This is a genomic window from Simplicispira psychrophila DSM 11588, assembly GCF_000688255.1.
Taxonomy (GTDB): domain Bacteria; phylum Pseudomonadota; class Gammaproteobacteria; order Burkholderiales; family Burkholderiaceae_C; genus Simplicispira; species Simplicispira psychrophila.
The window spans coordinates 136,000-162,107 of sequence record NZ_JHYS01000003.1 but is presented as its reverse complement, the minus strand read 5'-3'; the positions used below and the strand labels follow the sequence as shown (position 1 = coordinate 162,107).

Genomic DNA, 26,108 nt, shown 5'->3' with positions numbered 1-26,108 from the left:
TTCAAACCGGCTACAACACCATCACCATGGTGATGTGCGGGATGCCGGCTTCTTCATACGCCACGCCGCGCACAGCAAAACCAGCGGCGGCATAAAAGCCCTGGGCACTGCACTGGGCGTGCAGTTGCACCTCGGTATCGCCCCGGTCCCGGGCGGCTTGCACCAGCGTATCGAGCAACTGGCGCCCCCAGCCGGCACCGCGCAAGGCGCGATCCACCGCCATGCGGCCAATGCGTCCCACGCCGGGCGCGGGTTGCAGCAGCCGCCCGGTGGCAATCGGCATCCCAAGGCGGTTGTAGAGCACAGCGTGGATGGCCGTCGCGTCCAGCGCGTCCAACTCCAATTCGGGCGCAATGCCCTGCTCTTGGACAAACACAGCGGTACGCAGCGGAGTGGCGTCTTGGCGCAACGCGCTCCAGCGGCCGGTCCGTACCTCGGCCAAGGCTCCCCCAGCTTCAACCTTCAATCGATCTTTCATGGCATCCACTTTCAGTGCTGCAGGCCAAATGCCTGGCGCAAAGCGCGCGCCGCATCAGCGTGGGCCTGGCGGGCCTCAGGAATGGCGCGGCCCATCTTGATGAATTCGTGCGTCACGCCGCGGTAAATCTCCAGATCGACGGCGACACCGGCCGCGCGCAGCTTGTCGGCGTACTCAATGCCTTCGTCCACCAGCGGATCGCACTCGGCAAGGCCAAACCACGCCGGGGCGACACCATCGACATCGGGCGCCATCAAGGGGGCAAAACGCCAATCCTCGCGCTCGGCGCGGCTGTGCACGTAGTGGTCAAAAAACCAGCGAATGGCCAGTGCGTCCAGCACCAGCCCGTGGGCATACGTGGCGTGCGAAGGCGTGTCCTGGTGCGCCGCGCAGCCGGGATAAAACAGCAGTTGCAGGGCCAGCAGCAGGCCGGCATCGCGTGCCTGAATGGCACACACCGCCGCCAGCGTACCCCCGGCACTGTCGCCGCCGACGGCCAGGCGACTCGCATCGGCACCCAAAGTGGCCGCCTGCGCCGCCAGCCACTGCAGGGCATCCCAGGCATCGTTGGACGCGATAGGAAAGCGGTGCTCCGGCGCCAGCCGGTACGCCAGCGACACCACCACGCAGCCAGCCAGACGCGCCAGTTCGCGGCACAGCACATCGTGCGTGGCAATACTGCCAATGGTGAAGCCACCGCCGTGCAGGTACAGCAGCAGCGGCAAACCGGGCTCGCTACTCTGGAGACTGGGTGCGTACAGCCGGGCTGGCAGCGCCTGACCGTCGCGCGTGGGAATGGTGAAGTCCTCGACCCGTGCCAGCTCCGCCTTGGGCAGTTCCAGTACACCTGCGCCGACCTCATAGGCCAGACGCGCCCGGGGCGGCGTCAGGGTATGCAGTTGCGGCTGGCCGGCACGTGCCATACGTTCGAGCACGCTGTGCATTTGCGGCGTCAGGCGGTTGCGGTGCAGGTGCCAGGAGGGCGCCAAGGGGACAGCTGTTTTTGAAGGCATCGTGAGCAATTAAGAAATTCGGGCCATGCCCGGCGGTTGGCAGGCACATACGCGCGCAGCGCCGGTCTCGCTGGCGACGCCGAACACCGCACAGACCAGGGTTTGTCGGCTGGCGGTAGGCGCTGTGGGGTTTAAAGTATTTGCAGCGATCCTAATCGCAAGCGGCGCGCAGCACCTTCGCAGCCGTCCCATCCACCCACCCCGGATCAGGCCATGGCACTTATCTATTACGTCACCCAAGTCCAGTTCGCGTTTGGCGCCGTCCAGTTGCTGCCGCAAGAATGCGCGCGCGTCGGCATCCAGCGCCCGCTCATCGTCACCGACCCCGGCGTGAAAGCCGCTGGCGTGTTGCAAAAAGCGCTCGATGCCTTGGGCGGCATGGCGTCTGCGGTGTTTGACCAGACGCCGTCCAACCCCACCGAAGCCGCCGTGCGCGCCGCTGCGCAGATGTATCAAGCGCAAGGCTGCGACGGCATCATTGCCGTGGGCGGCGGCAGCGCCATCGACTGCGCCAAAGGCGTCGCCATTGCGGCGACACACGCCGGGCCGCTAACGTACTACGCCACCATCGAAGGCGGCTCGCAGCGCATCACCGAGCGCGTGGCGCCGATCATTGCCGTGCCGACCACCAGCGGCACCGGCAGCGAGGTCGCACGCGGCGCCATCCTCATCGTCGATGACCACCGCAAGCTGGGTTTTCATTCCTGGCACTTGGTGCCCAAAAGCGCCATTTGCGACCCGGAGCTGACGCTGGGCCTGCCGCCACTGCTGACCGCTGCCACCGGCATGGATGCCATCGCGCACTGCATAGAAACCTTTATGTCGGCCGCCTTCAACCCACCGGCGGACGGCATTGCGCTGGATGGCCTGGAGCGCGGCTGGGCGCACATTGAGCGCGCCACCCACCACGGCGCCGACCGCGAGGCGCGCCTGAACATGATGAGCGCCAGTATGCAAGGCGCCATGGCGTTTCAAAAAGGGCTGGGCTGCGTGCACAGCCTGAGCCACAGCCTGGGTGGTCAGAACCCGCGCCTGCACCACGGCACGCTCAACGCGCTGTTTTTACCCGCCGTGGTGCGCTTCAACACCGACTGCGCGTCGGTGCAAAAAGATTTGCGCCTAGAACGCATGGCTCGCGCCATGAGCCTACCCGGTGCAGCCGACATCCCCGACGCCCTCCGTGCCATGAGCGAGCGCCTGGGCCTGCCCAGCGGCCTGGCCGAATTGGGCGTGCAAGAGGCGCATTTCGACGCCATCATCCAAAACGCCCTGGCCGACCATTGCCACGGCACCAACCCGCGTCTGGCCAGCGCCGACGACTACCGCGCCATGCTGCTAGCGTCGATGTAATGGCGTTTTTCAGGCTTCAGACAAAGGCGCCGGCCTCGGGCCGGACCGTCCAGTCAATCGGGTCTTGCTGCAACACCATGTCGATGTCCAGCCCCAGCGGCAGCCCGACTTGGTCGGGAAAGGTGACGGCCATTTCCCGGTCGTCCAGCCCCACTTCCCGTGCCCGCGCGCGCCACGCCGCCAAATGCAGCACGCCCGCCAGAGGTTCATAAGCGTTGTTGTCGAACGGGCTGTGCTGGTAATTCAGCGCATCCACCACCACCTGGGGCAATTGCCAACGCTGTGCCAGAGCGGCGCTGACATGGCAATAGCAGTAACCAAAAACGCGCTGCTCCAATTTGCTGCGGCGCATGTCCAGCGGCGATACCAGGGTGTTGAGCGATTGCGCCCGCTCCGGGTCGGCCAGATGGATCACCAGTTCGCCCAGTCCATGCAGCAGGCCAGCGGTGTACGCCGCCACCTGGTTCTGGTGCACGCTGCCAGCCAGCGCCCGCGCCAGCTTGGCGGTGTTGAGGCTGTAGCGCCAAAAATGCTGCAAATTCATGCCCGGCACGCTGCGTGAAGTGGTGCCCAGCGGGGCCGAGCCGACCAGCTCACGCAATTGCAGCGTACCCAGCAGCGCCAGCGCCTCGGGCACGCCGGCAATACACTGCTGCGCCTCAAATTCAGCCCCATTGGCACACTCCAGCACGCGCGCCGCCAAGGCCGGGTCGGAACCCACCAGCTGATTGACACGGCGCAAATTGGGTTCGTCGCGTGCCAGCTCGGCGATCAACAGCGCCACAACACGTGGCAGGCTGGGCAAGACGGCCGGCAAAGCCAGCAAGGCATTCAGTTCCATAGCAATCGGGGGGGTGCAATAGGTCGGCAAAGTAAACCGCCATCGGCGGCGGGCCATGATCGGCGTGCAGGGCCAAGCCCAGCCGCCGGCTAACGCTTGGTCTGCAACTTGGAAAACGCCGCCGCCATACTGGACTGCGGCGCTGGTTCATTACTGTTGCCCGTGCGGCGCGGCGGCTGGCGGCCAGCGCCTTCAAAGCGATTCGGCCCTGCGCCTTGGCTGTCGCGCGACTGCGGCGCGCTGCCCAGCTTCATCGTCAGGCTGATGCGCTTGCGCAGCACGTCCACTTCCAGCACCTGCACCTTGACGATGTCGCCGGTCTTGACCACCTCGCGCGCGTCGCTGACAAATTTGTGCGCCAGCTGGCTGACGTGTACCAAGCCGTCTTGGTGCACCCCCAAGTCAATGAACGCACCAAACTGCGCCACGTTGCTGACCGTGCCCTCCAGCGTCATGCCTTCTTTCAGGTCTTTGATGTCTTCGACGCCGTCGTTAAAGCGCGCCACTTTGAAGTCGGGGCGCGGGTCGCGGCCCGGCTTTTCTAACTCGGTCAGGATGTCTTTGACGGTGATGACGCCAAATTTCTCATTCGCCAACAGCTCGGGCTTGAGCGTTTTCAGCATATCGGCGCGCCCCATCAACTCTGCCACCGGACGGCCGGTGGTTTGCATGATTTTTTCGACCACCGGGTAGGTTTCTGGGTGCACGCCGGTCATATCGAGCGGATTTTCGCCACCGCGAATGCGCAAGAAGCCGGCGCTTTGCTCAAAGGTTTTGGCACCCAAGCCGGCCACTTCCATCAACTGTTTGCGGGTTTTAAAGGCGCCGTTGGCCTCGCGCCAGCGCACCACCGCTTTGGCGACGCTGCCAGACAGGCCAGAAACCCGCGACAGCAGCGGCGCGCTGGCGGTGTTCAAGTCCACGCCGACGGCGTTGACGCAATCCTCGACCACGGTGCCCAGCGTGCGCGCCAGTTCGCTCTGGTTCACGTCGTGCTGGTACTGGCCGACGCCGATGCTTTTCGGGTCAATTTTGACCAGCTCGGCCAGCGGGTCTTGCAGGCGGCGGGCAATGCTGGCGGCGCCGCGCAGGCTGACATCGACGTCGGGCATTTCTTGGCTGGCGTATTCGCTGGCCGAATAGACCGAGGCACCGGCTTCGCTGACAACTATCTTTTCGATAGCTGCTGGCGCTTGTCCTGCTTGGGCTACAGCCATTTTAGCCATTAATTTGATGAGTTCGCCGGCCAGTTTGTCGGTTTCGCGGCTGGCGGTGCCGTTGCCAATCGCCAGCAGTTGCACGCCGTGTTTTTGGCTCAGTTGCGCCAAGGTGTGCAACGCGCCGTCCCAGTCTTTGCGCGGCTCATGCGGAAACACCGTGGCGGTGTCGACCAGCTTTCCGGTGGCATCGACCACCGCCACTTTGACGCCGGTGCGGATGCCCGGGTCCAGCCCCATCACCACACGCGGGCCAGCCGGGGCGGCCAGCAACAGGTCACGCAGGTTGTCAGCAAAGACTTTGATGGCGACTTTTTCCGCGTCTTCGCGCAGGCGCGAAAACAGGTCGCGCTCGGTGGACAGGCTCAGCTTGACGCGCCACGTCCAGGCGACGCATTTGCGCAGCAGGTCGTCGGCGGCGCGGCCTTGGTAGCTCCAGCGCAAGTGCTGGGCAATTTTGGCCTCGGCGAGGCTGGGTTTGCCCGGCTCAGGTTCGATCGGCAGCACTAGTTTGGCATCCAGCATCTCCAGCGCCCGGCCGCGAAACACCGCCAGCGCGCGGTGGGACGGGATGCGCCCCATCGGCTCGTCGTAGTCAAAGTAGTCGCGGAATTTCGACACTTCCGGGTCGTTCTCGTTTTTGCCATCGACCTTTTTGCTGCGCAGCAAGCCCTCGGCCCACAGCCATTCACGCAGGTGTTGCACCAGCGCGGCATCTTCGGCCCAGCGCTCGGACAGGATGTCGCGCACGCCGTCCAGCACGGCGGGCACGGTCGAAAAATCTGCGCCAATCTTGCCGTCGTCCAGCACTTCGGGTGGGCGGGTGAAGGCGGCGGCCTCCAAGGCGGGGTCGAGCGTCGGGTCAGCAAACAACTTGTCCGCCAGCGGCTCGATGCCGGCTTCGCGCGCCATTTGGCCTTTGGTGCGGCGCTTTTGTTTGAACGGCAGGTAGATGTCTTCCAGCTCTTGCTTGGTCGGCGCGGCGGCAATCGCGCTGCGCAGCGCGTCGGTCAGCTTGCCCTGCTCGTCAATGGCTTTGAGGATGGTGATGCGCCGCTCCTGCAGTTCGCGCAGATAGGACAGGCGCGCTTCCAACTCACGCAGCTGGATGTCGTCCAAGCCGTTGGTGGCCTCTTTGCGGTAGCGCGCAATGAACGGCACCGTGGCGCCGCTGTCGAGCAGGTCCACAGCAGCTTGCACTTGCGCGGGGGTGACACGGATTTCTGCGGCAATTTGCCCAATGATTTTTTGCATGGCGGTTCTGCCCCACGAAGGCGAGTCTGAGGGGTGGGAAGGGTCTGAGAAAAGCGGGCCAGTTTGCCACAGGCACCGTCCACAGCGACCTGTGCTGCGCTACCGTCAGCAGCGCAAAAAACTATTTTTTTGATAGCTGCTGGAGTTTTATCGGAAAGCGCTAGCGTCTATTTGAGACTAAAACTACACAAAATTATCAAGCCTTGTAGGCCCCTAAAAGCGTGTTCAACGAGGGGCTGCCAAGCGTCAAGCCGGTTTCTTGGGTGCAGGGCAACACCACGCGGACACATGTTCCGCCCTGGGGCGGGCACAGCAGGTGTAAATGCCCCCCGGCCATCTGTGCGCGCTTGTGCATACCCACCAATCCCTGGCCGCTGGCAACGTGCGTGCCTGCACTGGACAAACCGATACCGTTGTCGCTGATTTCCAGATACCAGGCGTCCTCGTGGGGCACATGCGCCATGCGCACTTCAACCTGCGTGGCAGCAGAGTGCTGCACTACGTTGCTCAACACCTCCTGCGCAATGCACATCAGATGTGCGGCGCGCTCCCCATCAGGCGGGCGGACGTCGCTCGTGCAGTCCACGCTCCAGGCCATCTGAATGCCGCGCCGCTCCAGCACCGGTTGCAGTCGATGGCGCAACCGTGCCAGGCGCTCGGTCAGCAACTCCCCGGTGCTGTCCATGGAATCGACTACCCATCGCACATCGAACAGGCACTGCTCCAGCGCCCGCAGCGCCTGCGCCTGGGCCGGCACGGCCGAGTCGAGCAAGGCCATGGCGCCGACCAACTGGGAGCCGACGTGGTCGTGTAAATCGCGTGCAATACGCTGGCGTTCGGCCTGCAGTTCAGCGCTGGGACGCACACTGTTGCGCATATGCCACTGCAAGGCCCGGGGCAGGTGCATCCACAAGAGCACGCCCAAAATGGCGATCAGCACTATCTCGGCCATCGCCCAGTACTGCAAACCGGGGATGTTGTAGACCCAGCAGCGCCACACATTGGCCACGCTGACCAAGCACAGCGCACTCCAGATGGCCAAGCTAGCCAGCGCAAAACGGGGGGGACGTGTGCGAAACATGAAGAATGCGCAACAAATCATTGAACGGCGTTAAAAAAGACCTCGAAGTGATGCCAAGCGTACCGCCTGAGCACGGGTGCGCACCTGCAGTTTGCGGTAAATATTTCTGACGTGGGTGTTGACCGTCATGGTGCTGATCAGCAGGCGCGTGCCAATTTCAGTGCTGGTGTAACCGTTGGCCACCATGCGCAGGACCTCTTTCTCACGCGCAGAAAGGCGGTCAACCCCCTCGGGTTGACTGCGTTGGGAGACACGGTCAGGGGCCTGGTCAAAGCGCTGCAAAAGACGCCTGGCCAATAGAGGCGTAATGGACGCGCCCCCGTTGGCCACCTGCAGCACAGCTTGCGCATAGTTGCCAAACCAGGAGTTTTTGACCCAGAAGCCCACCGCACCGAGCTCGAAGGCGCGCAACACTTTTTCGTCGTTTTCCATGATGGAAACCACCACGGCCTCGGCCGAGGGGCGCACGGTTTTCATGTAGTCCAGTAGCTCCAGGCCCTCTCCATCCCCCAGGTTCAAGTCCACCAACATCACGTCAAACTCGTGCTGTTTGATGGCTTTACGGCCCTCGCGCACGCTGGCGGCCTGGGCCACCAGCAAGAGGCGCGGGTCAGCCATCAGGTCTTGCGCAACCACTCTACGGATATGGCCATCGTCGTCCACCAGCAAAACGCGCACCGGACGCTCCACCTGCCCTGTCAGATAGTCAGGCCACACCGAGGGCGGTGGGGAATACATACTGAAATGGACTTGTCTGGCTACCTGCGCTTGTACGGCCCCAGGGAGCTCTGTCACGATCTCTGCGATTTCATTAATGACCATAAAACCTCCAGTGATGTGGACATACGCGAGTTTCGGTAAACCTGCGGCAAATAAGCCAGCGGACCGAGCTTGCCGTTATGGATGATCTATAGCCTGCGCACCAAGGAAGCGGTGCATTCATAGTGGCCTGCAAGCGCCATCTTGCAGGCCAAACATGAAAAACAACAGCCAACCCCCTGTCTATTCGCTCGGTATTTGCAAACGTTGCTCTACTTACGCAATAAAACTACCTACTCTTTATGGATGTTTTGCCCGCTCTTTCCACGGCGCCGAGACACTTTTTCCCTATAGAGCAACGTGCCTGCAAGGGCGGGGAACTCACACGATGAAGGCCGCGTAAATTAGGTATGTGCACCGCACGACAACGGGCAGAAACTGACCACAGACAGAACGCCAACGGGCCTTGACCGAAATTTCGGCACAGCGGTTTCACTCAACGTCCTGTCAAGGTCGGCTGCCCCCGCAGATCCACTGCAAAGGCTGCCAGTGTTGAATCCACATCTTGTAGGAACAATCATGAAATCCCTTGCTTTCATCGCCCTGAGTGTTATCGCTTCCGCCGCCATGGCGGCCACCTCTACACCCACTAGCTCCAATCCAGAAATCAAGATCACAGGTAACTCGACCCAGACTGTATCGATGAGTTCGGCAAATGCCAGCAACAAATCAACCGGTACTGACAGCCAAGCGATTCAAAACCTGGCCAGCAATGCCGGCGATGTGACCATCGGTGGTAACTCAACGCAATCCATGACTGCCAACTGGGGCTCATCGGTGACCAATGAGGCCTCGGCCACTGACGCCTATGCCAGCCAGAACGTGTCGTCCAACCTGGGCGACGTGACCATCGCAGGCAATTCCACGCAAACGACTACCTTGAATTACTCCACGCTCAGCAACCTTGCAAGCGGTACCAACAGCAAAGCGGTACAAAACGTCGCCAGCAACAACGCCTGCGTCAGCTGCTTGCCTGCCAACCATGGCGGTGGCGGTTGGGGCAATTAATTAAATGTCCCCCTAGTGCAGAAACCTCTGCACCACCTCCGGCCAGTGAGCCACTGCCGGTGTATTGCAGGAAGGCGGACTTTGCTCCCTAGACAGGGCGGGGCCGCCTCTCCCCTTAATTCATAAAGGTGCCCCATGACCCTACCTACCCTGTCGCAATGGATGGCGGCCACCTTCGTGGCCTGGTGCGCCACCACCTTGGTCTGGGCGCAGGCACCCGGCGAAGACCCGGTCGTTTTGGGTAAAAAACTCATCATCCAGATGATGCCTACGGCCCCGCCCCAAGCTTCGGGCAACCTCGATTCCAACGGCGGCACGCCTTCTTGGCTGCGGGCGCGTATTGCCCGCTACGAAGCCAAGGCCTACTCGGCAGACACTGCCGGCATCCTCACCAACAACGACGTGGTGACCACTGCCAATGCCCAAGGCATGCAAAAAACCTGTGTCCAGGAAGTGGGCAGCAACACGCTGTCGGGCAGCAGCACCAGCACGGCCCGCTATGGCCCCAACCAGGCGCCGCAGGTGGTGGTACTGCGCGGCGATCTGGTGAACATCTGTAAATAAATCGACATCCAATAAAAAAGCGCCTGCACAGCAGGTAGAGGGAGGCCTATGTCGTCCACCGCCGTTGCCGGCACTGCAGCCCGCCTGTCGCAGTTTCATCGCTTGCGCTGTGGCACTTTGCTGGCCCTGGCGCTCGTACTCGTGCTGATGGCCACGGGCTGCAGCACGCCCATGAACGCGCGCAACGATGCTGCCTTCCAAAGCCAGGCATCCATTGCAGACCGACCTGTAGTGCGGCCCACACGCTCGATCTCCAGCTTCTCGGATTCTCTGCAGTGCATGGACCACATGCTGCGCAATGCCCAGCTACCCACCACGCTCATTACCAGCAAGCAAATTCCCGACTATTCGGCGCGGGTCTCGGTGGCTACCAAAGACATGGTGATCACCGCCATCTCGCAGATGTCGCGGCTGAGCAATGCGTTTCGCTTCGTGGACTACGAGGTAGATATTGCACGCCAGGACACGGTGCAAAACCTCACCACCATCTTGCTCAACAACAACCAGATGCAGCTGCAACGCCCCGCGCTGTACCTGTCGGGGGCCATTGCCTTCGTGGACCAAAACGTGATTAACAACCGCTTTGATGCCGGCCTGTCGGGCCCGCGCATTGACATGGGCTACAGCAAGAGCCGCAATGCCACCGTTATTGGGCTGGAGATGCACCTGGGCGACTTTCGCACGCGCACGCTGATTCCGGGCCTGGACTCTGCCAACGAGGTCATCGTCGGCAACGGCGGCCAGGGGGTAGATCTGGCGGGGCGCATTGGCACCTATGGCGTGCAATTCAACGTGGGGCGTGACTACACCCAGGGCACGGGCGGCGCTGTGCGCACCCTGGTCGAGCTGGCCACCATCGAGCTGATTGGCAAATGGGCACGCATCCCGTATTGGCAGTGCCTGACGCTGGAGCAGACACACCCGGACTTCCAGCGCCAGCTGCACGACTGGTACGAGGAGGGCGACTCGGTGGTGCAACACCAGTTGGTCAAGCGCTCACTGATCAGCCGCGGCTACCTGAGCGCCGGGGACGAACAATGGCCCAACAACAGCCCGCAACTGCGCACTGCCGTAGCGCGCTTTCAGGCCGATCAGGGCATGGTGGTCAGCGGCGTGATCGATTTCACCACCTACGAGCGCGCGCTGCGCAATTTTGTGGGACTGGGCACCGATGGCAAGCTCGTGCGCGTGGGCTGGGCCACCACCAACGCCACCCCGGTGCCTCCCGCACCACCACCCAACGCGGCAGCCGCTAGCGTTGCCGCCACCACAGAGCTGCTGCCCCACCCGACGGGACTGGCCTATGGAGCAGCCGCCCCGGCGCGCACCATCAACATGCAGATTGAAAACATCCTGCTGGAGCGCACGGCCTTTGAAGTGGGCGAGCAGATTTTCCTGTCGGCCACGCTCTCGCGTACCTCGTACCTGTCGTGCTACCTGGTGGACGGCCTGGGCACGGTAATGCGCCTATTACCCAACAGCGCCAACCCCTCGGGCTGGGTGTCGGCTAACCAAGCCGTGCGCATTCCCGACTGGATGAGCCCCAACCCCGGCTTCATCATGGATGCAGTCGCCCCCGGAATCGAAGGTGTGGCCTGTTTTGCCACCGCAGAAGACCACATGGCACAGCTGCCCGAGGCATTGCGAGGCCCAGCGCTCAAGACCATCCCGGACTACCAGCGGCTCGAGCAGGTCAACCAAGCCTTTGCCCAGGCACTGGGCGCAGACGGCTACACCGGCAACGCCAAATACTGGAAAGTGGTGCCCAAGCGACCCACTGCGCCGCAGGCCAGCAAATGAGCAGGGCGCCCTGCCCCCCATGGCCTTTGCCATGCGCCAGCGCGCACTCGACCTTGCTGTGCTGCCTTGCGCTGGCGCTCTGCCAAGGCGGCGTATGTGCCCAGGCGCAGGGCCTGCCCCAGGCTCAGCCTATTGACCCCGCCCAGCTGCACCCCACTGCACCACGCTACCGCGATCCCGGCCAGCAGCGCATGGCCAGTCCGGACACGCCACAACACATCGACCCAGAGCAACTGAATGCCCACGCGCTGCAGCCTCCCGGCCCCGACAACCCCTCGCAGGAGCGAGCCCTGCAAAAACTGCGTGTCGCAGCCAATGCCATATCGTCCAGGCGGGCCTCTGGCCACCCTGCGCCACGGGATGCAGCCTGGCTACTGGGCTTGCTGGCCTTGCATGGCCGCGCCATGCCCGCCAATGCCGCTGAGGCACGCTATTGGTTTGAGCGCGCACAACGGCTGGGCCACCCGCTGGCGCCTGCCGGCCTGGCCTGGTGCCTGATGGACGGGTGCACCGGCCCGCCCAACCCGACTGCAGCACGCCCCTGGATTGCCAAGCTGCGCAGCGCAGACCCTGGGCGCGCTCTTTACCTGGAGTGGCGCCTGGAAACCCAACTCGCGCCGCTGCGCATTGCCACCCCCGAGATGCCAAACACCCCGGCGACCATAGACAGCTCCCCCCAGCACCAACTGCTGGTGCGCGCCGCCCAGGCAGGCAATGCACAAGCCCTCAACGAGCTGGGCCTGGAGAGCGTAAGCAGCGCTCGCCTGCCCCAGGCACTGGCACAGTTCCGCGCTGCCGCGCTGCACTCACCCGCCGCCGCCGCCAACGCCCGGCTGCTGGCCAACCGCTTGCAAGTGCAGTTGCAGCCAACGCCCGGTCACCAGGGCGCAGACGCATGGCTCACCCAGGCCCGCCGCTACCACCGGGGCGACGGCGTACCCGCCAACTACACCGAAGCCCTGCGCCTGTACCAGGTCGCCGCCGCCAACGGCAGCCAGGCAGCCCAACGTATGCTGGAGCGCATCTATTCGCGCCCTGGCCCCGATGGCGCAGTGGACCTCGCCTGGATGCAGCAACTGGCCAACTTGGACATCACCCGCGAAGGCGCCGTACTCTCGATCCTGTCTGCGCCCAGTCCACAGCTTTTTGTGCACGACCCCACGCCCCTCTACGACATGATTCCGCTACCCTGGCGCGCCGCGCAGAACGGCAGCAGGCACTAAACGCGCGCGCAGCTTGGCGACCATCACACAGCCATCACGCGGCCAAGATGGCCGGCCTGCACCATTAAAAACAGGGATGTAATACGCATCCAAGACATAGTGGATATGCGCTTTAAGCTATTTTTTTAATAGCTCAATTAGCCCCGTCAGACACCCGTATCGCAACAGCGTCAGTGGCTTGGGCCGGCTGCCGTGTGCACCCGCAGCGTGCTGCACACCGCTGCCAGCGCGGCAAAGCCGGCGGCCAGCCACATCGCCCACATTTCGCCCTGGCCGCTGCTGGGCGGCAAAAGGCCAAAAATGGCGGCCAGCAGCACGGCCCCCATAGTCTGTCCGGTCAGCCGTGCCGTACCCAACATGCCACTGGCAGCACCGCTGCGCTCCAGCGGCGCCGAGGTGACGATGGTGTGGTTGTTAGGCGACTGGAACAACGCAAAGCCGACACCACACAGCGCCATGCGCCACACCATGTCCCCATCTGACGGGCTGGCCGGCAGCAGCGCCAGCAGCACCGCACCCGCCGCAAAAATCACCATGCCCAAGCCGCCCAGCAGGCCGTCGGGGTAGCGGCCAATCAGGCGCCCGGCCAACGGTGCCACCACCACAATTGCCAGCGGCCAGGCGGTGATCAGCAAGCCGGCCTGCAACGGCGTGCGGCCAAAACTCTCCAGCAGCAAAAACGGCAGCGACAGATAGGCCAGCGTTTGCGCACAAAACGCGCCCACCGACGACGCCATCGACAGCGCAAACACCGGCAGGCGCAACAGGTCGAGCGGAAACAGCGGCACCGGCTGGCGCGCTTGGCGGCGCAAATAGATCCAGCCGACCAATACCCCAGCGACCAGCAGCGCCAGCCCGAGACCGGTGTCGGTACCGGCGCCACCGGGGCCGCGCACGCTCAGGCGCTCGCCGCCGATAAAAATCAGCGCAAACATCAACGTATTGAGGATCAGGTCGATGGCCGCAGGGCGCGCGCCCCGACTGGCCACCGGGTTGAACGGCAGCGCACGCCGGCCCAGCCACAGCGTGAACGCGCCCAGCGGTAAATTCAGCGCAAACAGCCACGGCCACGGCGCCACCGACAAAATGCCCGCCGCTATCGTCGGCCCCGACATGGCAGCAAACGCCACCACCATCGAATTAATGCCCATGCCACGCCCGAGCAGCGCACGCGGATAAATGAGGCGCACCATGGCCGCGTTCACGCTCATGATGCCAGCGGCGCCCAGCCCCTGCACCGCCCGCGCGGCAATCAAGGTGGGCAGCGAGTCGGCCAGCATGGCGCCCACGGACGACACCGTAAACACCGCCATCCCGACCAGATACACGCGCCGGTAGCCGATGCGCTCGCCCAGTGAGGCCAGCGGCAGCAGCAAAAGAAGCGAAGCGATCTGGTAGGCGTTGACCACCCAAATGGAATGCGCCGCCGTGGAGTGCAGCTCGCGCGCAATGCCGGGCAGGGCCAAATTGACGATGCTGCCGTCCAGCACCGCCAGCGTGATGCCCAGCACGATGACCAGCATCGCCCGGCCACGCGCCGGCTTTTCTAGGCCGTCGGGTGGGGATGGCTGCGTGCTGTCAGCCATCAACTGCCCTGCTGCGCCAGCCGCTGCGTGCCAGCGCGGCCCAAGGTGATCCACGTCAGCGCCACACCGATCAGCGCGCCGGTGGTCATGCCAATCACCATCGGCAGCGGCTTGCCATTGGCAAACAGGCCAATCACGCCCATAGCCAAGGCGCCGCCCAGCATTTGCAGCGTGCCCAGCAAGGCCGACGCGGTGCCGGCAATGGCGCCGTGCTCCTCCAGCGCCAGCACCGAGGTGGTCGGAATCACCAGCCCCATAAAGGCGCTGGAGACAAAGTACAGCCCCATCAGCACCCACATGTTGTCGCCCCCGGCCACGTAGTAGCCCAGCAGCAGCACCATGATTGCGCCGGCTGCGTTCGCCGCCACCTTGACCACGCGCACCAAGCCAAAGCGCTCACCCAGCCAGCCGGTGAACTGCGCCGCGCCAATAAACGCCACCGAGTTGAGGGAGAACGTCAGGCTGTACATCGTCGGCGTCAGGCCGTAGTAGTCGATAAAAATAAACGGTGAACTGGCCAGATAGACAAAAAAACCGGCCATCGAGCAGCTGCCAATCATCACCAGCCCGAGGTAATGCCCGTCGCGCAGCAGCAGGCCATAGCCCCGCAGCGCACTGCCCAGGCTGCTATCGACGCGCTGCGACGGCGGCCGGGTTTCGTCCAGCTGGGTATAGACCAGCACCAGCCCGGCCAGCGCCGCCAGCGTCACCATCCAGAACACCCCGCGCCAGCCAGCAACGGCAATCACCCCGCTGCCGACCAGCGGCGCCAGGATGGGCGAGACGCTGAATACCAGCATCAGCAGCGACATCAGCCGCGCTGCTTCGTTACCGGTGTACAGGTCACGCACCACAGCGCGTGGAATGGCCATGCCGGCCGCAGCGCCAAAGCCCTGCAAAAAGCGCAGCGCAACCAGGGTTTCAATATTGCTGGCCAGCGCGCAGCCGATGCTGGCGACGGTAAAAATGCCCAACCCAAAATACAGCGGCACTTTGCGCCCCAGTATGTCGGACACCGGGCCATACAAAAGCTGACCGGCACCGAGCGACAAAAAGAACGCCGTCAGACTCCACTGCACCGCACCGACCGAGGCGCCCAAGTTGGCGCCAATGGCCGGCAGCGCCGGTAAATACATGTCAATGGCAAACGGGCCAATGGCCGAGAGCAAGCCCAAAATCAGGGCCAAGCGGAAATAGCGAGAAAAAAGCATAGCCCACGATTGTCGCTACACGGCTCCATCGATGCTGGCAGGCATCGGTAAACACTGTCAGATACAGGGCAAGCCAGGGCGCCGGATCAGACAAACTCAGCCGCGTCTATGGGCAACGACTGCACCTCTCTGGCCGCCTGGCTGCACAGTTAATGGCGCTCCGCAGCAACTGCGTAACACGGCCTCGGCTGACATGGCGACAGCAGCATCGCTTTTAAGATGGCCCATCGCCACTGTGGCTGTTCTGTTTTCTACGCAATGCCCCTTCCCTCTTCAAACGCTTCTTTGACACGCCGCCCTTTGCTGGTCTGCCTATTCGCAGCGCTCACTTGCCCCGCTGCCTTCGCCGCTGCACCGCGCGCTGCGGCTACGGGTGCTGCAGCTAAAAAGACCAATGCCAGTGAATTGCTCGAACGTGTCAACACCGCCACCGACACCCCTACGCTGACCAAGGGCGCGCGCGGTGAAGCGGTGCTGCGCGCTCAGGTGCTTATGGACCAGGCGTGGTTCTCGCCTGGCGAGATCGACGGCATTTTTGGTATCAACCTGCAGCGCAGCGTGCGCGCCCTCCAGAAGGCACGCGGTCTGCAGGTCAGCGGTCGCATCGACGCGAGCACTTGGAAAGCATTGCAAGGCGACGCCCCTGCGCCCGTGCTGGCGCAATACACGCTTCAGGCAGCGGACACGGCCGGCCCCTTTGCCAAGTTGCCCAAAGATGTCATGGAGCGCGCCAAGCTCACAGCCCTGGACTTCGAGAGCCTGCCAGAAGCGCTAGGTGAAAAATTCCATTGCAGTCCTGCTTGGCTGCGCAACGCCAACCCCGGCAGCCGCTTTGCAACCGGCGACAGCATCGTGGTGCCGTTTGTGGCGGACGAAACCGACAAGGCACCAACGGGCGCCAGCGCTCTGCGCATCGACAAAGCAGGCCGGGTGCTGTCGGTGCTGGGCAAGGACGATGCCGTCATAGCAGTTTTCCCGATCAGCATGGGTGGCCGCTCCGATCCCCTACCGGTCGGGCGCCTGGAAATCAAGAACGCTGCCAAAAACCCGGTGTTCACTTTTGACCCCGACTTGCTTAAGGGCACTAAAAAGACCGATAAAAAAGTGGACCTCCCCCCGGGCCCCAACAACCCGGTCGGCGTGTACTGGCTCGGCCTGAGCCAGCCGCACTGGGGCATCCACGGCACACCGCACCCGGCGCGCGTGGGTACGGCCGAGAGCAACGGCTGTGTCCACTTGACCAACTGGGACGTGCTGCGCCTGGCGCAACTGGTCAAGACCGGCTTTGGCGTGGATGTCCATGCCTGAGCACCGCTGGCGGCTGGCCTGGTTGGCGGGCGCGGTGCTGGTTTTACCCGCCTGGAGCACCGCTGCGGCGCCACCATTACCACCGGCGCATGTGTTAGCTGCGCCGGTCGAGCCGCCAGCGCTGGACATGCCGGTGCAAGGGCTGCTAGCAGAGTCCTTGCGCGACACCTATGCCGACCAGCGCAGTGGTGGCGCCCGCGTACACGAGGCGCTGGACCTCATGGCCCCGCGGGGCACGCCGGTGCTGGCGGTAGACGACGGCGTGATTACCAAGCTGTTTTTGAGCCAACCCGGCGGCATCACCATTTACCAGTTTGATCCCAGCCGCCGCTTTGCCTATTACTACGCCCACTTGGACGGCTATGCCGCAGGCTTGGCCCAGGGCCAAGCGGTTCGCCGGGGCCAACTTCTGGGCTACGTCGGCTCCACCGGCAACGCCAACCCAGCGGCGCCTCACCTGCACTTCGGCATCTTTCGGCTGGATGCCGAACAGCGCTGGTGGACCGGTGTGCCCATCAACCCGTTTCCGTACCTGCGCGGTACACATAAAACCCCCGCAGCGCCCTGACGCGCCGGATGAGCGACCCAGCGGCGCAAAACAACCATTGACATTCAAGAGAGCACGTAAAAAAGCCTGCCTGTTTCAAAACAGGCAGGCTTGCACTATGTCAGTACAAAAATTCGACGCTGGAATCAAGGTTTTTTGGTAATGGTCTCGACAGCGTCCTTGACGTCACCGACCTTCTTTTGCACAGCGCCAGCCACCTGATCAGCTTGGCCCTCGGCTTGCAGGCGTTCGTTGCCCACCAATTTGCCAGCCGCTTCCTTTACGTTTCCTTTGGCTTTTTCCAGGGTGCCTTGGACTTGATCTTTGTTCATTACGTTTCCTTTATCGGGTGGCATTGCCACCGGGATTAACGCCAATGGGGCGTCGCCTTTACACAACCGGGAACCGAGGCTCACGACGATGAACTCTCGATACCGCACGACCGCCGCTGCCACAAGGACCAGCGCGAGTTAACGGTGACAGGCACCAGTGCCAGCGCAGTTGAGCGAATCGGTCATGGCCCAATAATGGGCATTTTTCTTTCACTGGCGTGTGGGACAAAAGCGCAATATTTAGCCTGCAAATCCAAACAGCGCCGTCGTATCGCTCGACACAGCCCCTTCCGTGGCCAACATGCGCATTTTGGTGACCACGCCGCCATGCGCAGAAAAGCCGCACGGCTTGCCGGCTGCGCCCAGCACGCGGTGGCAGGGCACCACCGGGGCAAACGGGTTCAGGCCCAGTGCATGGCCGACGGCGCGGGCGCTGTTTTTGTTGCCCAGCGCGGTGGCCAACTCGCCGTAGGTGCGCGTTTGGCCGGGCGGAATGCGGCGCGTCAGGTCGTAGACGCGGCGCTGAAACTCCGTCACACCCTGCATGTCCAGCACCACCGCATCCATATCGTGCGGCTGCCCAGCCAGCAGCGCCTGAACCGCAACCATAGCGCTGGCCACCGCTGCGGGTGGCGTCGCCTGTGGCAGCGGGCCGCTGGCTTTGAGCAAACGTGCTTGCGTCGCTGGCGCATCGACTTCAGGCAGTTGCATGGCGACGATACCGCGCGGCCCCCAGGCTACGGCACAGGTGCCTAAAGCGGTTTCAAACGGTGCCCATCCTGTTGCTAGTTGCTGCATTTTTCACCTTTCGATAGCTAGAAGCGCTGTCCACATAAGGCTCCAAGCCGTAAATGACTGCAAATCCAAAGACGGATCAACTCCAGAATACCTGCAGGCGCTGCTTTACCTGTGGGGCCATCGATTCTCTGCCGGTCACCAAGGCCGCGTCCAGCGCTGTGTGGGCGGCAGAGGTTGGCATCTCGCGCCCCAGTATCCGAATAGCCTCGGCCGCAATCGCTTGTGCATGGCCGGCGTTCTGCATCAGGTTGGCGATCGCGGTTTCGGCGCTGACATGTGCCTCGCGGGGGTGCCAGCAGTCGTAGTCGGTCACCATGGCCAGCGTGGCATAGGCCATCTGAGCTTCCCGCGCCAATTTCGCTTCAGGCATGTTGGTCATGCCGATCACGCTGGCCCCCATGCTGCGGTACCAGTGCGATTCGGCCATGGTGGAAAACTGGGGGCCTTCAATGCACACATAGGTGCCTGCGCGGTGCAGACGGATCGTGTCACCCAGTCCCGCTTCGGTCACGGCACGGGCCAGAACGTCGGAAAGGTTCACACACACTGGCTGCGCCAGCGACACATGCGCCACGGCACCTGCGCCAAAGAACGTGCTGTCCCTGCGTTTGGTCAGATCAATGAACTGATCGGGCAAAACCATGTCCAGCGGGCGCATTTCTTCGCGCAGGGAACCCACTGCAGAGAACGAAACCAGGTAGCGCACCCCCAACTGTCGCAGGGCATGGATATTCGCCCGATAAGGCAGCTCCGAAGGGGTCAAGCGATGGCCCCGGCCATGCCGGGCCAGAAAGGCCACCGGTACGCCGTGGACGGTGCCGGTGACAACCCTGTCGGACGGCTTGCCGTACGGCGTCTCCAAATCGTGTTCGTGTGCATCCCGCAAGGCGTCCATGTGGTAGAGGCCGCTTCCGCCGATGATCCCTATCAGGGCATGTGTCATGGTGATTACTCCAGAATTTTGAGACGATGGCATCTCTTGGTCGTTGCCGAGGCGCATTCATTACAAAATTAGTATTTGCCAGTGTAAGAACGGCGCCGTGTAGAGCGACTAAAAAGCATCCACCACACGCCGCGTGGTAGCAGCCCGAATGCTCAAGCGTCACTTCAACAAATAGATTGATCCCCTGCTGCATGAAAAGACTCGTACTGGTCGGAGGAGGCCACGCCCATCTCTCGGTGCTGACGGCTCTGGCCGTCCGACGCCCAGCGAATGTCGAGATTACGCTGATCACGCCATCCCCGCAGCAGAACTATTCCGGCATGTTGCCGGGATGGATCTCTGGCCACTACAAACTTTCTGCCTGCCAAATTGACTTACAGCCGCTGGTCAACGCAGCGCGTGGGCAGCTCATTCTGGAAAGCGTGGTGGGCATGGACGCCACCCGACATTGCGTGTGCCTGGGTGATGGTCGGCATGTGCATTACGACTGGCTGTCCATGGACGTGGGAACTGAAACCGAAACCTCGTGGCTCGAAACTCTGGGCACCAAGTTGTTGCCGGTCAAACCCTTGGATCTATTTTTCACGCGCTGGCCCGAGCAACTGACCGCGGCACAAAAGCGCGGCTCGCTCCATCTGGCCGTTGTGGGCGCCGGGGCCGCCGGTGTCGAGATCGCCCTGGCCGCGCAATTTGCGCTCCAACGCGCAGGCGTTCAAGTCCAGGTGGATCTGATCGCCTCCGAGAGCGGTGTTCTGAAGGGCCACCACCGGCGCGTGCAAGAGCGCCTGCTCGCCTACGCCGGCCGTGCAGGCATGACCATCCATTTTCAGCGGGCCGTCGGGACGCCCGAAGGTGTTCTGCTGGCAGATGGCCAGCCAATAGCGGCTGACCTAGTGATTGCTGCCACCGGAGCCCGGGCACCTGTCTGGCTCCAATTGTCGAAACTGGCCCTCGACACGGACGGCTACATACTGGTGGACAAATACCATCGCAGCGTGTCACACCCAAACGTTTTTGCTGCTGGTGACGTCTGCGCACGTCCGAATACGGGCCTGTCCCGTTCGGGTGTGCATGCCGTGCATGCGGGGCCGGTGCTCGCCGACAACCTGCTCGCCGTGCTGCAAAGTGCTCCGCTGCGGGCGTATCTGCCCCGGCCCCATTCGCTCTATCTGCTCGCATGTGGGCCGCGCTATGCGATTGCTTCCTGGGGGCCTTGGTCCGCCGAAGGTGCATGGGTCTGGCATTGGAAAGACTGGATCGACCGTCGCTTTGTCCGTCGCTTTACCGCCTACAAGGTCGATTGATCTGCCGAGCAGCGCCGGTTCGTTGCACTTTATCTGCAAGGAGAGCTCCCATGGACATCCAGGCCCTTACCTTCGACATCGGCGGTACCAGTGCTGGACTGGCACAGCGGTATCGTCGCTGCCTTCCGCCGAATCGGCTCGGGTCTGAAATGCGGGACGACTAAACGACTAACAGAGAATGACGCGTATCCAGTCGCGCTCACCAGCACCATTGGGAACCACCATGCACGCCACCTTGCCCTTGCTTGAAGCAACCACTTTCCCGGCCCTGCGCCGGGGCGCCCTGACCACCCTGCAGGTCAATCTTGGCTACCGTTGCAACCAAACCTGCGTGCATTGCCACGTCAACGCCGGCCCGAACCGGACCGAAATGATGGACAGCACCCACCTCAACCTGGTGATCGAGGTACTGAAAGCCCGTTCCATCCAGGTGCTGGACTTGACCGGTGGAGCCCCTGAGCTGAATGAGGGTTTTCGGGAGCTGGTCCGCCGGGCCCGGGCCCTGGGCGTGCATGTCATCGATCGGTGCAATCTCACTATTTTGTTTGAGCCAGACCAAGAGCATCTGGCGCAGTTCCTCGCCGATCAAGGGGTTGAGGTGGTGGCGTCGATGCCCTGCTATTCACTGGAGAACGTGGACAAGCAGCGCGGCAAGGGCGTGTTTGATAAAAGCATTGCTGCCTTGCAGCAGCTCAACGCCCTGGGCTACGGCCAGCCAAGCGCTGGCCTGCGGCTTAGCTTGGTCTACAACCCGCAAGGCGCCACCCTGCCACCTGAGCAGGGCCGCCTGCAGGCGGACTACAAGCGCGAGTTGAAGGCGCACTTTGGCATTGAGTTCAACGAGCTGTTCGTCGTTACCAATATGCCCATCCAACGCTTTGGCTCCATGCTGATCTCCAAAGGGCAATTCAACAGCTACATGCAGTTGCTGCGCGACAGTTTCAGCGAACCCAACCATGCTGTCGTGATGTGCCGCAGCCTGATCAGCGTGGACTGGCAGGGCCACCTCTACGACTGTGACTTCAACCAGCAGCTGGGCCTGCCGCTGCCCGCTGGCGGTGCCGTGCGTATGGCGGTCCAACCGCATTTGCGTGATCTGCTAGTGCAAAACCCCGACGGCCGACCGGTGCGCACCGCCGATCACTGCTACGGCTGTACGGCCGGCCAGGGCAGCAGCTGCGGCGGCGCACTCACCGGGGAATGAGGTGAAGAACGCCAAACGTCTCGTGCTGCTGGTTCTGTTGGTCGCCCTGGCTTGGGCCTTCTTTGTGCTGGACGGGCCCCAGTGGCTCACGCTCGCAGGTCTGAAAGCCGGTCTTGACCAGTTTTCCGCATGGAAGAACATATCCCCCGCCTTGCTGGGGCTGGCGTTTGGCGGGGTGTATGTGCTGGTGACTGCCCTTTCTTTGCCTGGTGCCGCCATCCTGACGCTGGCAGCCGGTGCGATCTTTGGCTTGCTCTGGGGCACCGTGATTGCCTCTTTTGCCTCCACCCTGGGGGCGACGCTGGCGTTCTGGAGCGCGCGTTATCTGCTGCGTGACTGGGTGCAGGCGCGGTTTGGCAACCGCCTCAAGCCCATCAACGAGGGCGTGGCCCGCGACGGCGCCTTTTACCTGTTCACGCTGCGCCTGGTGCCAGTGTTTCCCTTCTTCCTCATCAACCTGCTGATGGGCCTGGTGCCTATTCGCTCGTTGACGTTCTACTGGGTCAGTCAGCTAGGCATGTTGGCTGGCACCCTGGTGTACGTGAACGCCGGCACCCAGCTGGCGCAGATCGACAGCCTGGCCGGCATCGTTTCGCCCGGCGTCATGCTGTCCTTCGTGCTGCTGGGCGTTTTCCCCCTGATCGCCAAGAGCGTCTTGGGCTGGCTGCAGCGCCGCCGTGTCTATGCGCGTTGGACGCGTCCGCGCAGCTATGACCGCAACCTTATCGTCATCGGCGCCGGCGCGGCCGGGTTGGTCACGGCCTATATCGGGGCAGCCGTCAAGGCCAGGGTCACCCTGGTGGAGGCGCACAAAATGGGCGGCGATTGCCTGAACTACGGCTGCGTGCCCAACAAGGCCCTGATCAAAAGTGCCAAGCTGGCAGCGCAGATGCGCCATGCAGACCACTACGGCCTGGCGGCTGTGGCGCCCCAGTTCAGCTTTCGTCAAGTGATGGCGCGGGTGCATGAGGTCATCCGCGCCATTGCGCCGCACGACAGCGTGGAGCGCTATCAATCGCTGGGCGTGGAAGTGCTGCAAGGCTACGGTCGTGTGATCGACCCCTGGACGGTGGAGATCGAGGCGGCCGACGGCAGCAAGCAGCGCCTGACGACGCGCAGCATCGTCATCGCCGCCGGGGCCCAGCCCGTTGTGCCGCCACTGCCCGGCCTCGACGCGGTGGGCTACGTCACCAGTGACACCCTGTGGGATACCTTTGCCCAGCTCGATACCGCGCCGGCGCGGCTGGTGGTGCTGGGCGGCGGCCCGATTGGCTGCGAGCTGTCACAGAGCTTTGCGCGCCTGGGCTGCTCCGTAACGCAAATCGAGATGGGGCCACGCATCATGGCGCGCGAGGATGTCGAGGTGTCTGAGCTGGCCCGTGCGTCCCTGGCCCGCGATGGTGTGGACGTGCTCACCGGGCACAAAGCGCTGCGCTGCGAACGCGAAGAACGCAACGGCACCACACACAAATACATCGTGGTCGAGCGGGAGGGCGTGGAGCGGCGCATCGAATTTGACGCCCTGGTTTGTGCCGTCGGCCGCGTGGCGCGCCTGCAAGGCTATGGCCTGGAGGCCTTGGGCATCCCCACGCAGCGCACGGTGGTGACCAACGAGTACCTAGAGACGCTCTACCCCAATATCTACGCCGCTGGCGACGTCGCCGGCCCCTACCAGTTCACCCACACCGCCGCGCACCAGGCCTGGTATGCCGCCGTGAATGCGCTGTTTGGGCACTTCAAGCGTTTCAAGGTGGACTACTCGGTCATCCCCTGGGCAACCTTCATCGACCCGGAGGTGGCCCGTGTCGGCCTCAACGAACAAGAGGCCAAGGAAAAGGGCGTCGCCTATGAAGCCACCCGCTACGGCATCGACGATCTGGACCGCGCCATCGCCGACGGCGCTGCCTACGGCCTTGTCAAGGTGCTCACTGTGCCGGGCAAAGACCGCATTCTGGGCGTAACCATCGTCGGCGAACATGCGGCCGACCTGCTGGCGGAGTTTGTTTTGGCGATGCGCCATGGCCTGGGCTTAAGCAAGATCCTCGGCACCATCCACACCTACCCCACGCTGGCCGAAGCCAACAAATACGCTGCGGGCGAATGGAAGCGGGCACATGCGCCGCAGCAGGTGCTGGCCTGGCTACAGCGCTACCACGCCTGGCGTCGCAAAAACCACAACGCACCTTTGGCGTCACCGGGAACCAAGCCATGAAGCTCTCGGTCATCGTCCCCATGCTCAACGAAGCGGCTGGTTTGGCCGGGCTGTGCGAGCACCTGAGGCCCCTGGCGCGCCAGGGTGTGGAAATCATTCTGGTCGATGGCGACAGCGAAGACGGCAGTGCCGATTTAGCCGAATGTCTGGGGTTTCGCGTGGTCCGTGCGCCGCGCGGCCGTGCCTGGCAGATGAACGCAGGCGCCGCCGCTGCCAGCGGCAATGTACTGCTGTTCCTGCATGCCGACACCTGCTTACCGCCTGCGGCCTTTCAGCGGCTGGAGGTCAGCGTGTCGCAAGCGCATCCCTGGGGGCGCTTTGATGTGCGCATACAAGGCCGCCCCGCCATGCTGCGACTGGTGGCCTGGTTGATGAACTGGCGCTCGCGCCTTACCGGCATCGCCACCGGCGACCAAGGTATTTTTATGACCCGTGCGGCCTTTGATGCCGTCGGCGGCTTCCCGGCGCAGCCGCTGATGGAAGACATCGAGATGTCCAGCCGCTTGCGCTGCCTGTCACGTCCGATCTGCCTGACGGATCAGGTGGTCACGTCGGGCCGCCGCTGGGAGCAGCGAGGACTGTGGCGCACTATTTTCCTCATGTGGCGCTTGCGCTGGGCCTATTGGCGGGGCACTTCTGCCAGCCAGCTTGCCAAGGCCTACCAATGAAGCCCACCCGCATCGTCATCATCGCCAAGGCGCCCATCCCGGGGTTTTGCAAGACGCGCCTGATCCCTGCCCTGGGCGAGCACGGCGCTGCCCAACTGGCGCAACGCATGTTGGTACGCACGGTGCACACCGCCCTGGCGACCCAGCTGGGCCCGGTCGAACTCTGCGTCACCCCCGGGCTGCAGGACTTTGACTGGCAGGGCATGGGCCTGCCAGACGGCCTAGTTTGGTCTGACCAGGGTGAGGGCGATCTGGGCGCGCGCATGGGCCGCGCGGCGCAGCGGGTAACAGAGAAAGGGGAAGCGATTGTGCTGATCGGCACGGACTGTCCGGCACTCGATAGCCCTGTGCTGCGCAGCGCCGCAGCAGCCCTGCAGCGCCATGAGGCCGCTCTCGTACCCACCGCCGATGGGGGTTATGCCTTGCTGGGCCTGCACCGTTTTCACCCCGTGCTGTTCGACGCCATGCCCTGGAGCACCGATGCCGTGGCCGTTGAGACCCAGCGCCGCCTGGACCGCTTGGGCTGGCGCCTGTGCAGGCTGCCAACGCTGCACGACATCGACGAGCCGCACGACCTGCCTTGGTTGCCCGCAGAACTGCGGGACGACCTCCCTGCTTTTCCGTGTCCCACACCATGAAGCCTGTCTTCACCCACCTCCGGCGCGGCCCCTGCAGGTGGGCCCTACTGCTCACGCTGGCGACCAGCGCCATGGCAGCACCTGTGCATGTCGGCAGTTTTGCAAGCGATGGCGATGCGCCGCCCACGCCCTGGCAGGTGGTGCAACTCGACCAGCGTGTGCCGGCCACCCAGTACCGCGCCCTTCCCTGGGATGGACGCGCCGCCGTGGAGGCCCGCGCAGATGCCAGCATGGCGCTGCTGGCGCGGCCACTGGCCATTGATCTGCAGGCGACTCCGGTCTTGTGCTGGCTGTGGCGTGTGGATGGCGTGCTGCAGAAGGCTGACCTGCGCCACAAGTCGGGGGATGACTACGCGGCCCGGGTCTACGTCACGTTCGCTTTGCCCGCAGAGTCCCTGAGCCTGGGTTTGCGCATGAAGCTGGCCCTGGGGCGCAGCCTGTATGGCGCGTTGGTGCCGGATGCTGCGGTCAACTATGTTTGGGACAACCGGCACCCCGTCGGCACCCGCGCCTTTAACGCCTACACCGACCGCGCTGCCATGATCGTGCAGCGCTCTGGCCAGGCACAGGTGGGCCGCTGGGTGAGCGAGCGCGTCAACGTGCTGGCCGATGCCACGCGCGCGTTTGGCCCACTTCCCTTCTAGGCCAGCCTGCTGGCCGTGGCGTCTGATACCGACAACACCGGGGAGCAGGCGCGAGCCGGTTTTGC

General features: G+C 63.3%; 23 protein-coding genes and 1 pseudogene. 13 read left to right on the top strand and 11 right to left on the bottom strand.

All coding sequences use genetic code 11. The features are described 5' to 3' along the window. Positions 1-10 precede the first annotated feature (10 nt). Both Q390_RS17525 and Q390_RS0104600 read right to left on the bottom strand, forming a co-directional pair. A pseudogene (locus tag Q390_RS17525) lies at positions 11-457 on the bottom strand (GNAT family N-acetyltransferase); the annotation flags it as partial. Between the two features lie 32 nt (positions 458-489). Further along, the gene (locus Q390_RS0104600; RefSeq protein ID WP_051603031.1) at positions 490-1,491 is read right to left on the bottom strand and encodes an alpha/beta hydrolase; all 1,002 of its coding nucleotides are present in this window, start codon (positions 1,489-1,491) and stop codon (positions 490-492) included. Positions 1,492-1,704: 213 nt separating this feature from the next. On the opposite strand from Q390_RS0104600, the gene Q390_RS0104595 reads away from it, so the two are divergent. Further along, positions 1,705-2,841 (top strand): iron-containing alcohol dehydrogenase, encoded by a 1,137-nt coding sequence (locus Q390_RS0104595; protein ID WP_027995011.1) that lies wholly within the window; start codon positions 1,705-1,707, stop codon positions 2,839-2,841. Between the two features lie 16 nt (positions 2,842-2,857). Here Q390_RS0104595 and Q390_RS0104590 read toward each other — a convergent pair whose 3' ends face one another. The 4 genes from Q390_RS0104590 to Q390_RS0104575 form a co-directional block, all read right to left on the bottom strand. Continuing rightward, on the bottom strand, positions 2,858-3,682 hold the full coding sequence (locus Q390_RS0104590; protein WP_027995010.1) for an HDOD domain-containing protein: 825 nt from the start codon (positions 3,680-3,682) through the stop codon (positions 2,858-2,860). Positions 3,683-3,771: 89 nt separating this feature from the next. Next, complete coding sequence (locus Q390_RS0104585) at positions 3,772-6,153, bottom strand: Tex family protein (protein ID WP_027995009.1); 2,382 nt, start codon at positions 6,151-6,153, stop codon at positions 3,772-3,774. Positions 6,154-6,349: 196 nt separating this feature from the next. Next, entirely contained in the window at positions 6,350-7,234 is an 885-nt protein-coding gene (locus Q390_RS17520) for a sensor histidine kinase (protein ID WP_051603030.1), read from the bottom strand. Positions 7,235-7,264: 30 nt separating this feature from the next. Next, positions 7,265-7,972, bottom strand: coding sequence for a LuxR C-terminal-related transcriptional regulator (locus Q390_RS0104575; RefSeq protein WP_084153771.1), 708 nt, complete (start codon positions 7,970-7,972; stop codon positions 7,265-7,267). 600 nt (positions 7,973-8,572) lie between these two features. Between Q390_RS0104575 and Q390_RS0104570 the strand changes: the two genes are divergently transcribed. From Q390_RS0104570 to Q390_RS0104555, 4 genes are all read left to right on the top strand, one after another. Next, a complete protein-coding gene (locus Q390_RS0104570; RefSeq protein WP_027995007.1) occupies positions 8,573-9,061 on the top strand; it encodes a hypothetical protein in 489 nt (162 codons plus the stop codon). 135 nt (positions 9,062-9,196) lie between these two features. Further along, positions 9,197-9,625, top strand: a complete 429-nt coding sequence (locus Q390_RS0104565) for a hypothetical protein (protein WP_027995006.1) — start codon at positions 9,197-9,199, stop codon at positions 9,623-9,625. A gap of 48 nt (positions 9,626-9,673) precedes the next feature. Next, on the top strand, positions 9,674-11,425 hold the full coding sequence (locus tag Q390_RS0104560; protein ID WP_084153770.1) for a DUF4384 domain-containing protein: 1,752 nt from the start codon (positions 9,674-9,676) through the stop codon (positions 11,423-11,425). Continuing rightward, entirely contained in the window at positions 11,422-12,648 is a 1,227-nt protein-coding gene (locus Q390_RS0104555) for a tetratricopeptide repeat protein (protein ID WP_051603027.1), read from the top strand. The genes Q390_RS0104560 and Q390_RS0104555 overlap by 4 nt, the downstream gene beginning before the upstream one ends. 170 nt (positions 12,649-12,818) lie before the next feature. Here the strand turns inward: Q390_RS0104555 and Q390_RS0104550 are convergent, their stop codons facing one another. Both Q390_RS0104550 and Q390_RS0104545 read right to left on the bottom strand, forming a co-directional pair. After that, positions 12,819-14,234 carry an MFS transporter gene (locus tag Q390_RS0104550; RefSeq protein ID WP_027995003.1) on the bottom strand — a complete coding sequence of 472 codons (1,416 nt, stop codon included), beginning with the start codon at positions 14,232-14,234 and terminating at the stop codon, positions 12,819-12,821. After that, positions 14,234-15,445 carry a multidrug effflux MFS transporter gene (locus tag Q390_RS0104545; RefSeq protein WP_027995002.1) on the bottom strand — a complete coding sequence of 404 codons (1,212 nt, stop codon included), beginning with the start codon at positions 15,443-15,445 and terminating at the stop codon, positions 14,234-14,236. The genes Q390_RS0104550 and Q390_RS0104545 overlap by 1 nt, the downstream gene beginning before the upstream one ends. Before the next feature lie 285 nt (positions 15,446-15,730). Between Q390_RS0104545 and Q390_RS0104540 the strand changes: the two genes are divergently transcribed. Both Q390_RS0104540 and Q390_RS17515 read left to right on the top strand, forming a co-directional pair. Beyond that, a complete protein-coding gene (locus tag Q390_RS0104540) occupies positions 15,731-16,753 on the top strand; it encodes a L,D-transpeptidase family protein (RefSeq protein ID WP_211250413.1) in 1,023 nt (340 codons plus the stop codon). Further along, a complete protein-coding gene (locus Q390_RS17515) occupies positions 16,746-17,321 on the top strand; it encodes a M23 family metallopeptidase (RefSeq protein WP_051603026.1) in 576 nt (191 codons plus the stop codon). The genes Q390_RS0104540 and Q390_RS17515 overlap by 8 nt, the downstream gene beginning before the upstream one ends. Positions 17,322-17,446: 125 nt before the next feature. Here Q390_RS17515 and Q390_RS0104530 read toward each other — a convergent pair whose 3' ends face one another. The 3 genes from Q390_RS0104530 to mtnP form a co-directional block, all read right to left on the bottom strand. Continuing rightward, positions 17,447-17,632, bottom strand: a complete 186-nt coding sequence (locus Q390_RS0104530) for a CsbD family protein (protein ID WP_027995000.1) — start codon at positions 17,630-17,632, stop codon at positions 17,447-17,449. Positions 17,633-17,872: 240 nt separating this feature from the next. Continuing rightward, positions 17,873-18,430, bottom strand: a complete 558-nt coding sequence (locus tag Q390_RS0104525; protein WP_027994999.1) for a methylated-DNA--[protein]-cysteine S-methyltransferase — start codon at positions 18,428-18,430, stop codon at positions 17,873-17,875. Positions 18,431-18,506: 76 nt separating this feature from the next. Next, positions 18,507-19,373, bottom strand: coding sequence for an S-methyl-5'-thioadenosine phosphorylase (mtnP, locus tag Q390_RS0104520; RefSeq protein ID WP_027994998.1), 867 nt, complete (start codon positions 19,371-19,373; stop codon positions 18,507-18,509). 191 nt (positions 19,374-19,564) lie between these two features. On the opposite strand from mtnP, the gene Q390_RS0104515 reads away from it, so the two are divergent. The 6 genes from Q390_RS0104515 (at position 19,565) to Q390_RS17510 (ending at position 26,043) form a co-directional block, all read left to right on the top strand. Then, complete coding sequence (locus tag Q390_RS0104515) at positions 19,565-20,677, top strand: FAD-dependent oxidoreductase (protein ID WP_027994997.1); 1,113 nt, start codon at positions 19,565-19,567, stop codon at positions 20,675-20,677. Between the two features lie 223 nt (positions 20,678-20,900). After that, positions 20,901-21,881 (top strand): arsenosugar biosynthesis radical SAM (seleno)protein ArsS, encoded by a 981-nt coding sequence (gene arsS / locus Q390_RS0104510; RefSeq protein WP_027994996.1) that lies wholly within the window; start codon positions 20,901-20,903, stop codon positions 21,879-21,881. A 1-nt stretch (position 21,882) separates the two neighbouring features. Further along, positions 21,883-24,093 (top strand): FAD-dependent oxidoreductase, encoded by a 2,211-nt coding sequence (locus tag Q390_RS0104505; protein ID WP_027994995.1) that lies wholly within the window; start codon positions 21,883-21,885, stop codon positions 24,091-24,093. Next, the gene (locus tag Q390_RS0104500; protein ID WP_027994994.1) at positions 24,090-24,761 is read left to right on the top strand and encodes a TIGR04283 family arsenosugar biosynthesis glycosyltransferase; all 672 of its coding nucleotides are present in this window, start codon (positions 24,090-24,092) and stop codon (positions 24,759-24,761) included. Before Q390_RS0104505 ends, Q390_RS0104500 begins: the two co-directional genes overlap by 4 nt. Then, the gene (locus tag Q390_RS0104495; RefSeq protein WP_027994993.1) at positions 24,758-25,399 is read left to right on the top strand and encodes a TIGR04282 family arsenosugar biosynthesis glycosyltransferase; all 642 of its coding nucleotides are present in this window, start codon (positions 24,758-24,760) and stop codon (positions 25,397-25,399) included. Before Q390_RS0104500 ends, Q390_RS0104495 begins: the two co-directional genes overlap by 4 nt. A gap of 71 nt (positions 25,400-25,470) precedes the next feature. Beyond that, positions 25,471-26,043, top strand: coding sequence for a DUF3047 domain-containing protein (locus Q390_RS17510; protein WP_211250412.1), 573 nt, complete (start codon positions 25,471-25,473; stop codon positions 26,041-26,043). Positions 26,044-26,108 lie beyond the last annotated feature (65 nt).

What these genes read in the sequence shown, in the direction of transcription:
- Q390_RS0104600 (WP_051603031.1), bottom strand. Translation starts at nt 1,491, where the DNA reads ATGCCTTCAAAAACAGCTGTCCCCTTGGCGCCCTCCTGGCACCTGCAC.
- Q390_RS0104595 (WP_027995011.1), top strand. Translation starts at nt 1,705, where the DNA reads ATGGCACTTATCTATTACGTCACCCAAGTCCAGTTCGCGTTTGGCGCC.
- Q390_RS0104590 (WP_027995010.1), bottom strand. Translation starts at nt 3,682, where the DNA reads ATGGAACTGAATGCCTTGCTGGCTTTGCCGGCCGTCTTGCCCAGCCTG.
- Q390_RS0104585 (WP_027995009.1), bottom strand. Translation starts at nt 6,153, where the DNA reads ATGCAAAAAATCATTGGGCAAATTGCCGCAGAAATCCGTGTCACCCCC.
- Q390_RS17520 (WP_051603030.1), bottom strand. Translation starts at nt 7,234, where the DNA reads ATGTTTCGCACACGTCCCCCCCGTTTTGCGCTGGCTAGCTTGGCCATC.
- Q390_RS0104575 (WP_084153771.1), bottom strand. Translation starts at nt 7,972, where the DNA reads ATGTATTCCCCACCGCCCTCGGTGTGGCCTGACTATCTGACAGGGCAG.
- Q390_RS0104570 (WP_027995007.1), top strand. Translation starts at nt 8,573, where the DNA reads ATGAAATCCCTTGCTTTCATCGCCCTGAGTGTTATCGCTTCCGCCGCC.
- Q390_RS0104565 (WP_027995006.1), top strand. Translation starts at nt 9,197, where the DNA reads ATGACCCTACCTACCCTGTCGCAATGGATGGCGGCCACCTTCGTGGCC.
- Q390_RS0104560 (WP_084153770.1), top strand. Translation starts at nt 9,674, where the DNA reads ATGTCGTCCACCGCCGTTGCCGGCACTGCAGCCCGCCTGTCGCAGTTT.
- Q390_RS0104555 (WP_051603027.1), top strand. Translation starts at nt 11,422, where the DNA reads ATGAGCAGGGCGCCCTGCCCCCCATGGCCTTTGCCATGCGCCAGCGCG.
- Q390_RS0104550 (WP_027995003.1), bottom strand. Translation starts at nt 14,234, where the DNA reads ATGGCTGACAGCACGCAGCCATCCCCACCCGACGGCCTAGAAAAGCCG.
- Q390_RS0104545 (WP_027995002.1), bottom strand. Translation starts at nt 15,445, where the DNA reads ATGCTTTTTTCTCGCTATTTCCGCTTGGCCCTGATTTTGGGCTTGCTC.
- Q390_RS17515 (WP_051603026.1), top strand. Translation starts at nt 16,746, where the DNA reads ATGCCTGAGCACCGCTGGCGGCTGGCCTGGTTGGCGGGCGCGGTGCTG.
- Q390_RS0104530 (WP_027995000.1), bottom strand. Translation starts at nt 17,632, where the DNA reads ATGAACAAAGATCAAGTCCAAGGCACCCTGGAAAAAGCCAAAGGAAAC.
- Q390_RS0104525 (WP_027994999.1), bottom strand. Translation starts at nt 18,430, where the DNA reads ATGCAGCAACTAGCAACAGGATGGGCACCGTTTGAAACCGCTTTAGGC.
- mtnP (WP_027994998.1), bottom strand. Translation starts at nt 19,373, where the DNA reads ATGACACATGCCCTGATAGGGATCATCGGCGGAAGCGGCCTCTACCAC.
- Q390_RS0104515 (WP_027994997.1), top strand. Translation starts at nt 19,565, where the DNA reads ATGAAAAGACTCGTACTGGTCGGAGGAGGCCACGCCCATCTCTCGGTG.
- arsS (WP_027994996.1), top strand. Translation starts at nt 20,901, where the DNA reads ATGCACGCCACCTTGCCCTTGCTTGAAGCAACCACTTTCCCGGCCCTG.
- Q390_RS0104500 (WP_027994994.1), top strand. Translation starts at nt 24,090, where the DNA reads ATGAAGCTCTCGGTCATCGTCCCCATGCTCAACGAAGCGGCTGGTTTG.
- Q390_RS0104495 (WP_027994993.1), top strand. Translation starts at nt 24,758, where the DNA reads ATGAAGCCCACCCGCATCGTCATCATCGCCAAGGCGCCCATCCCGGGG.
- Q390_RS17510 (WP_211250412.1), top strand. Translation starts at nt 25,471, where the DNA reads ATGGCAGCACCTGTGCATGTCGGCAGTTTTGCAAGCGATGGCGATGCG.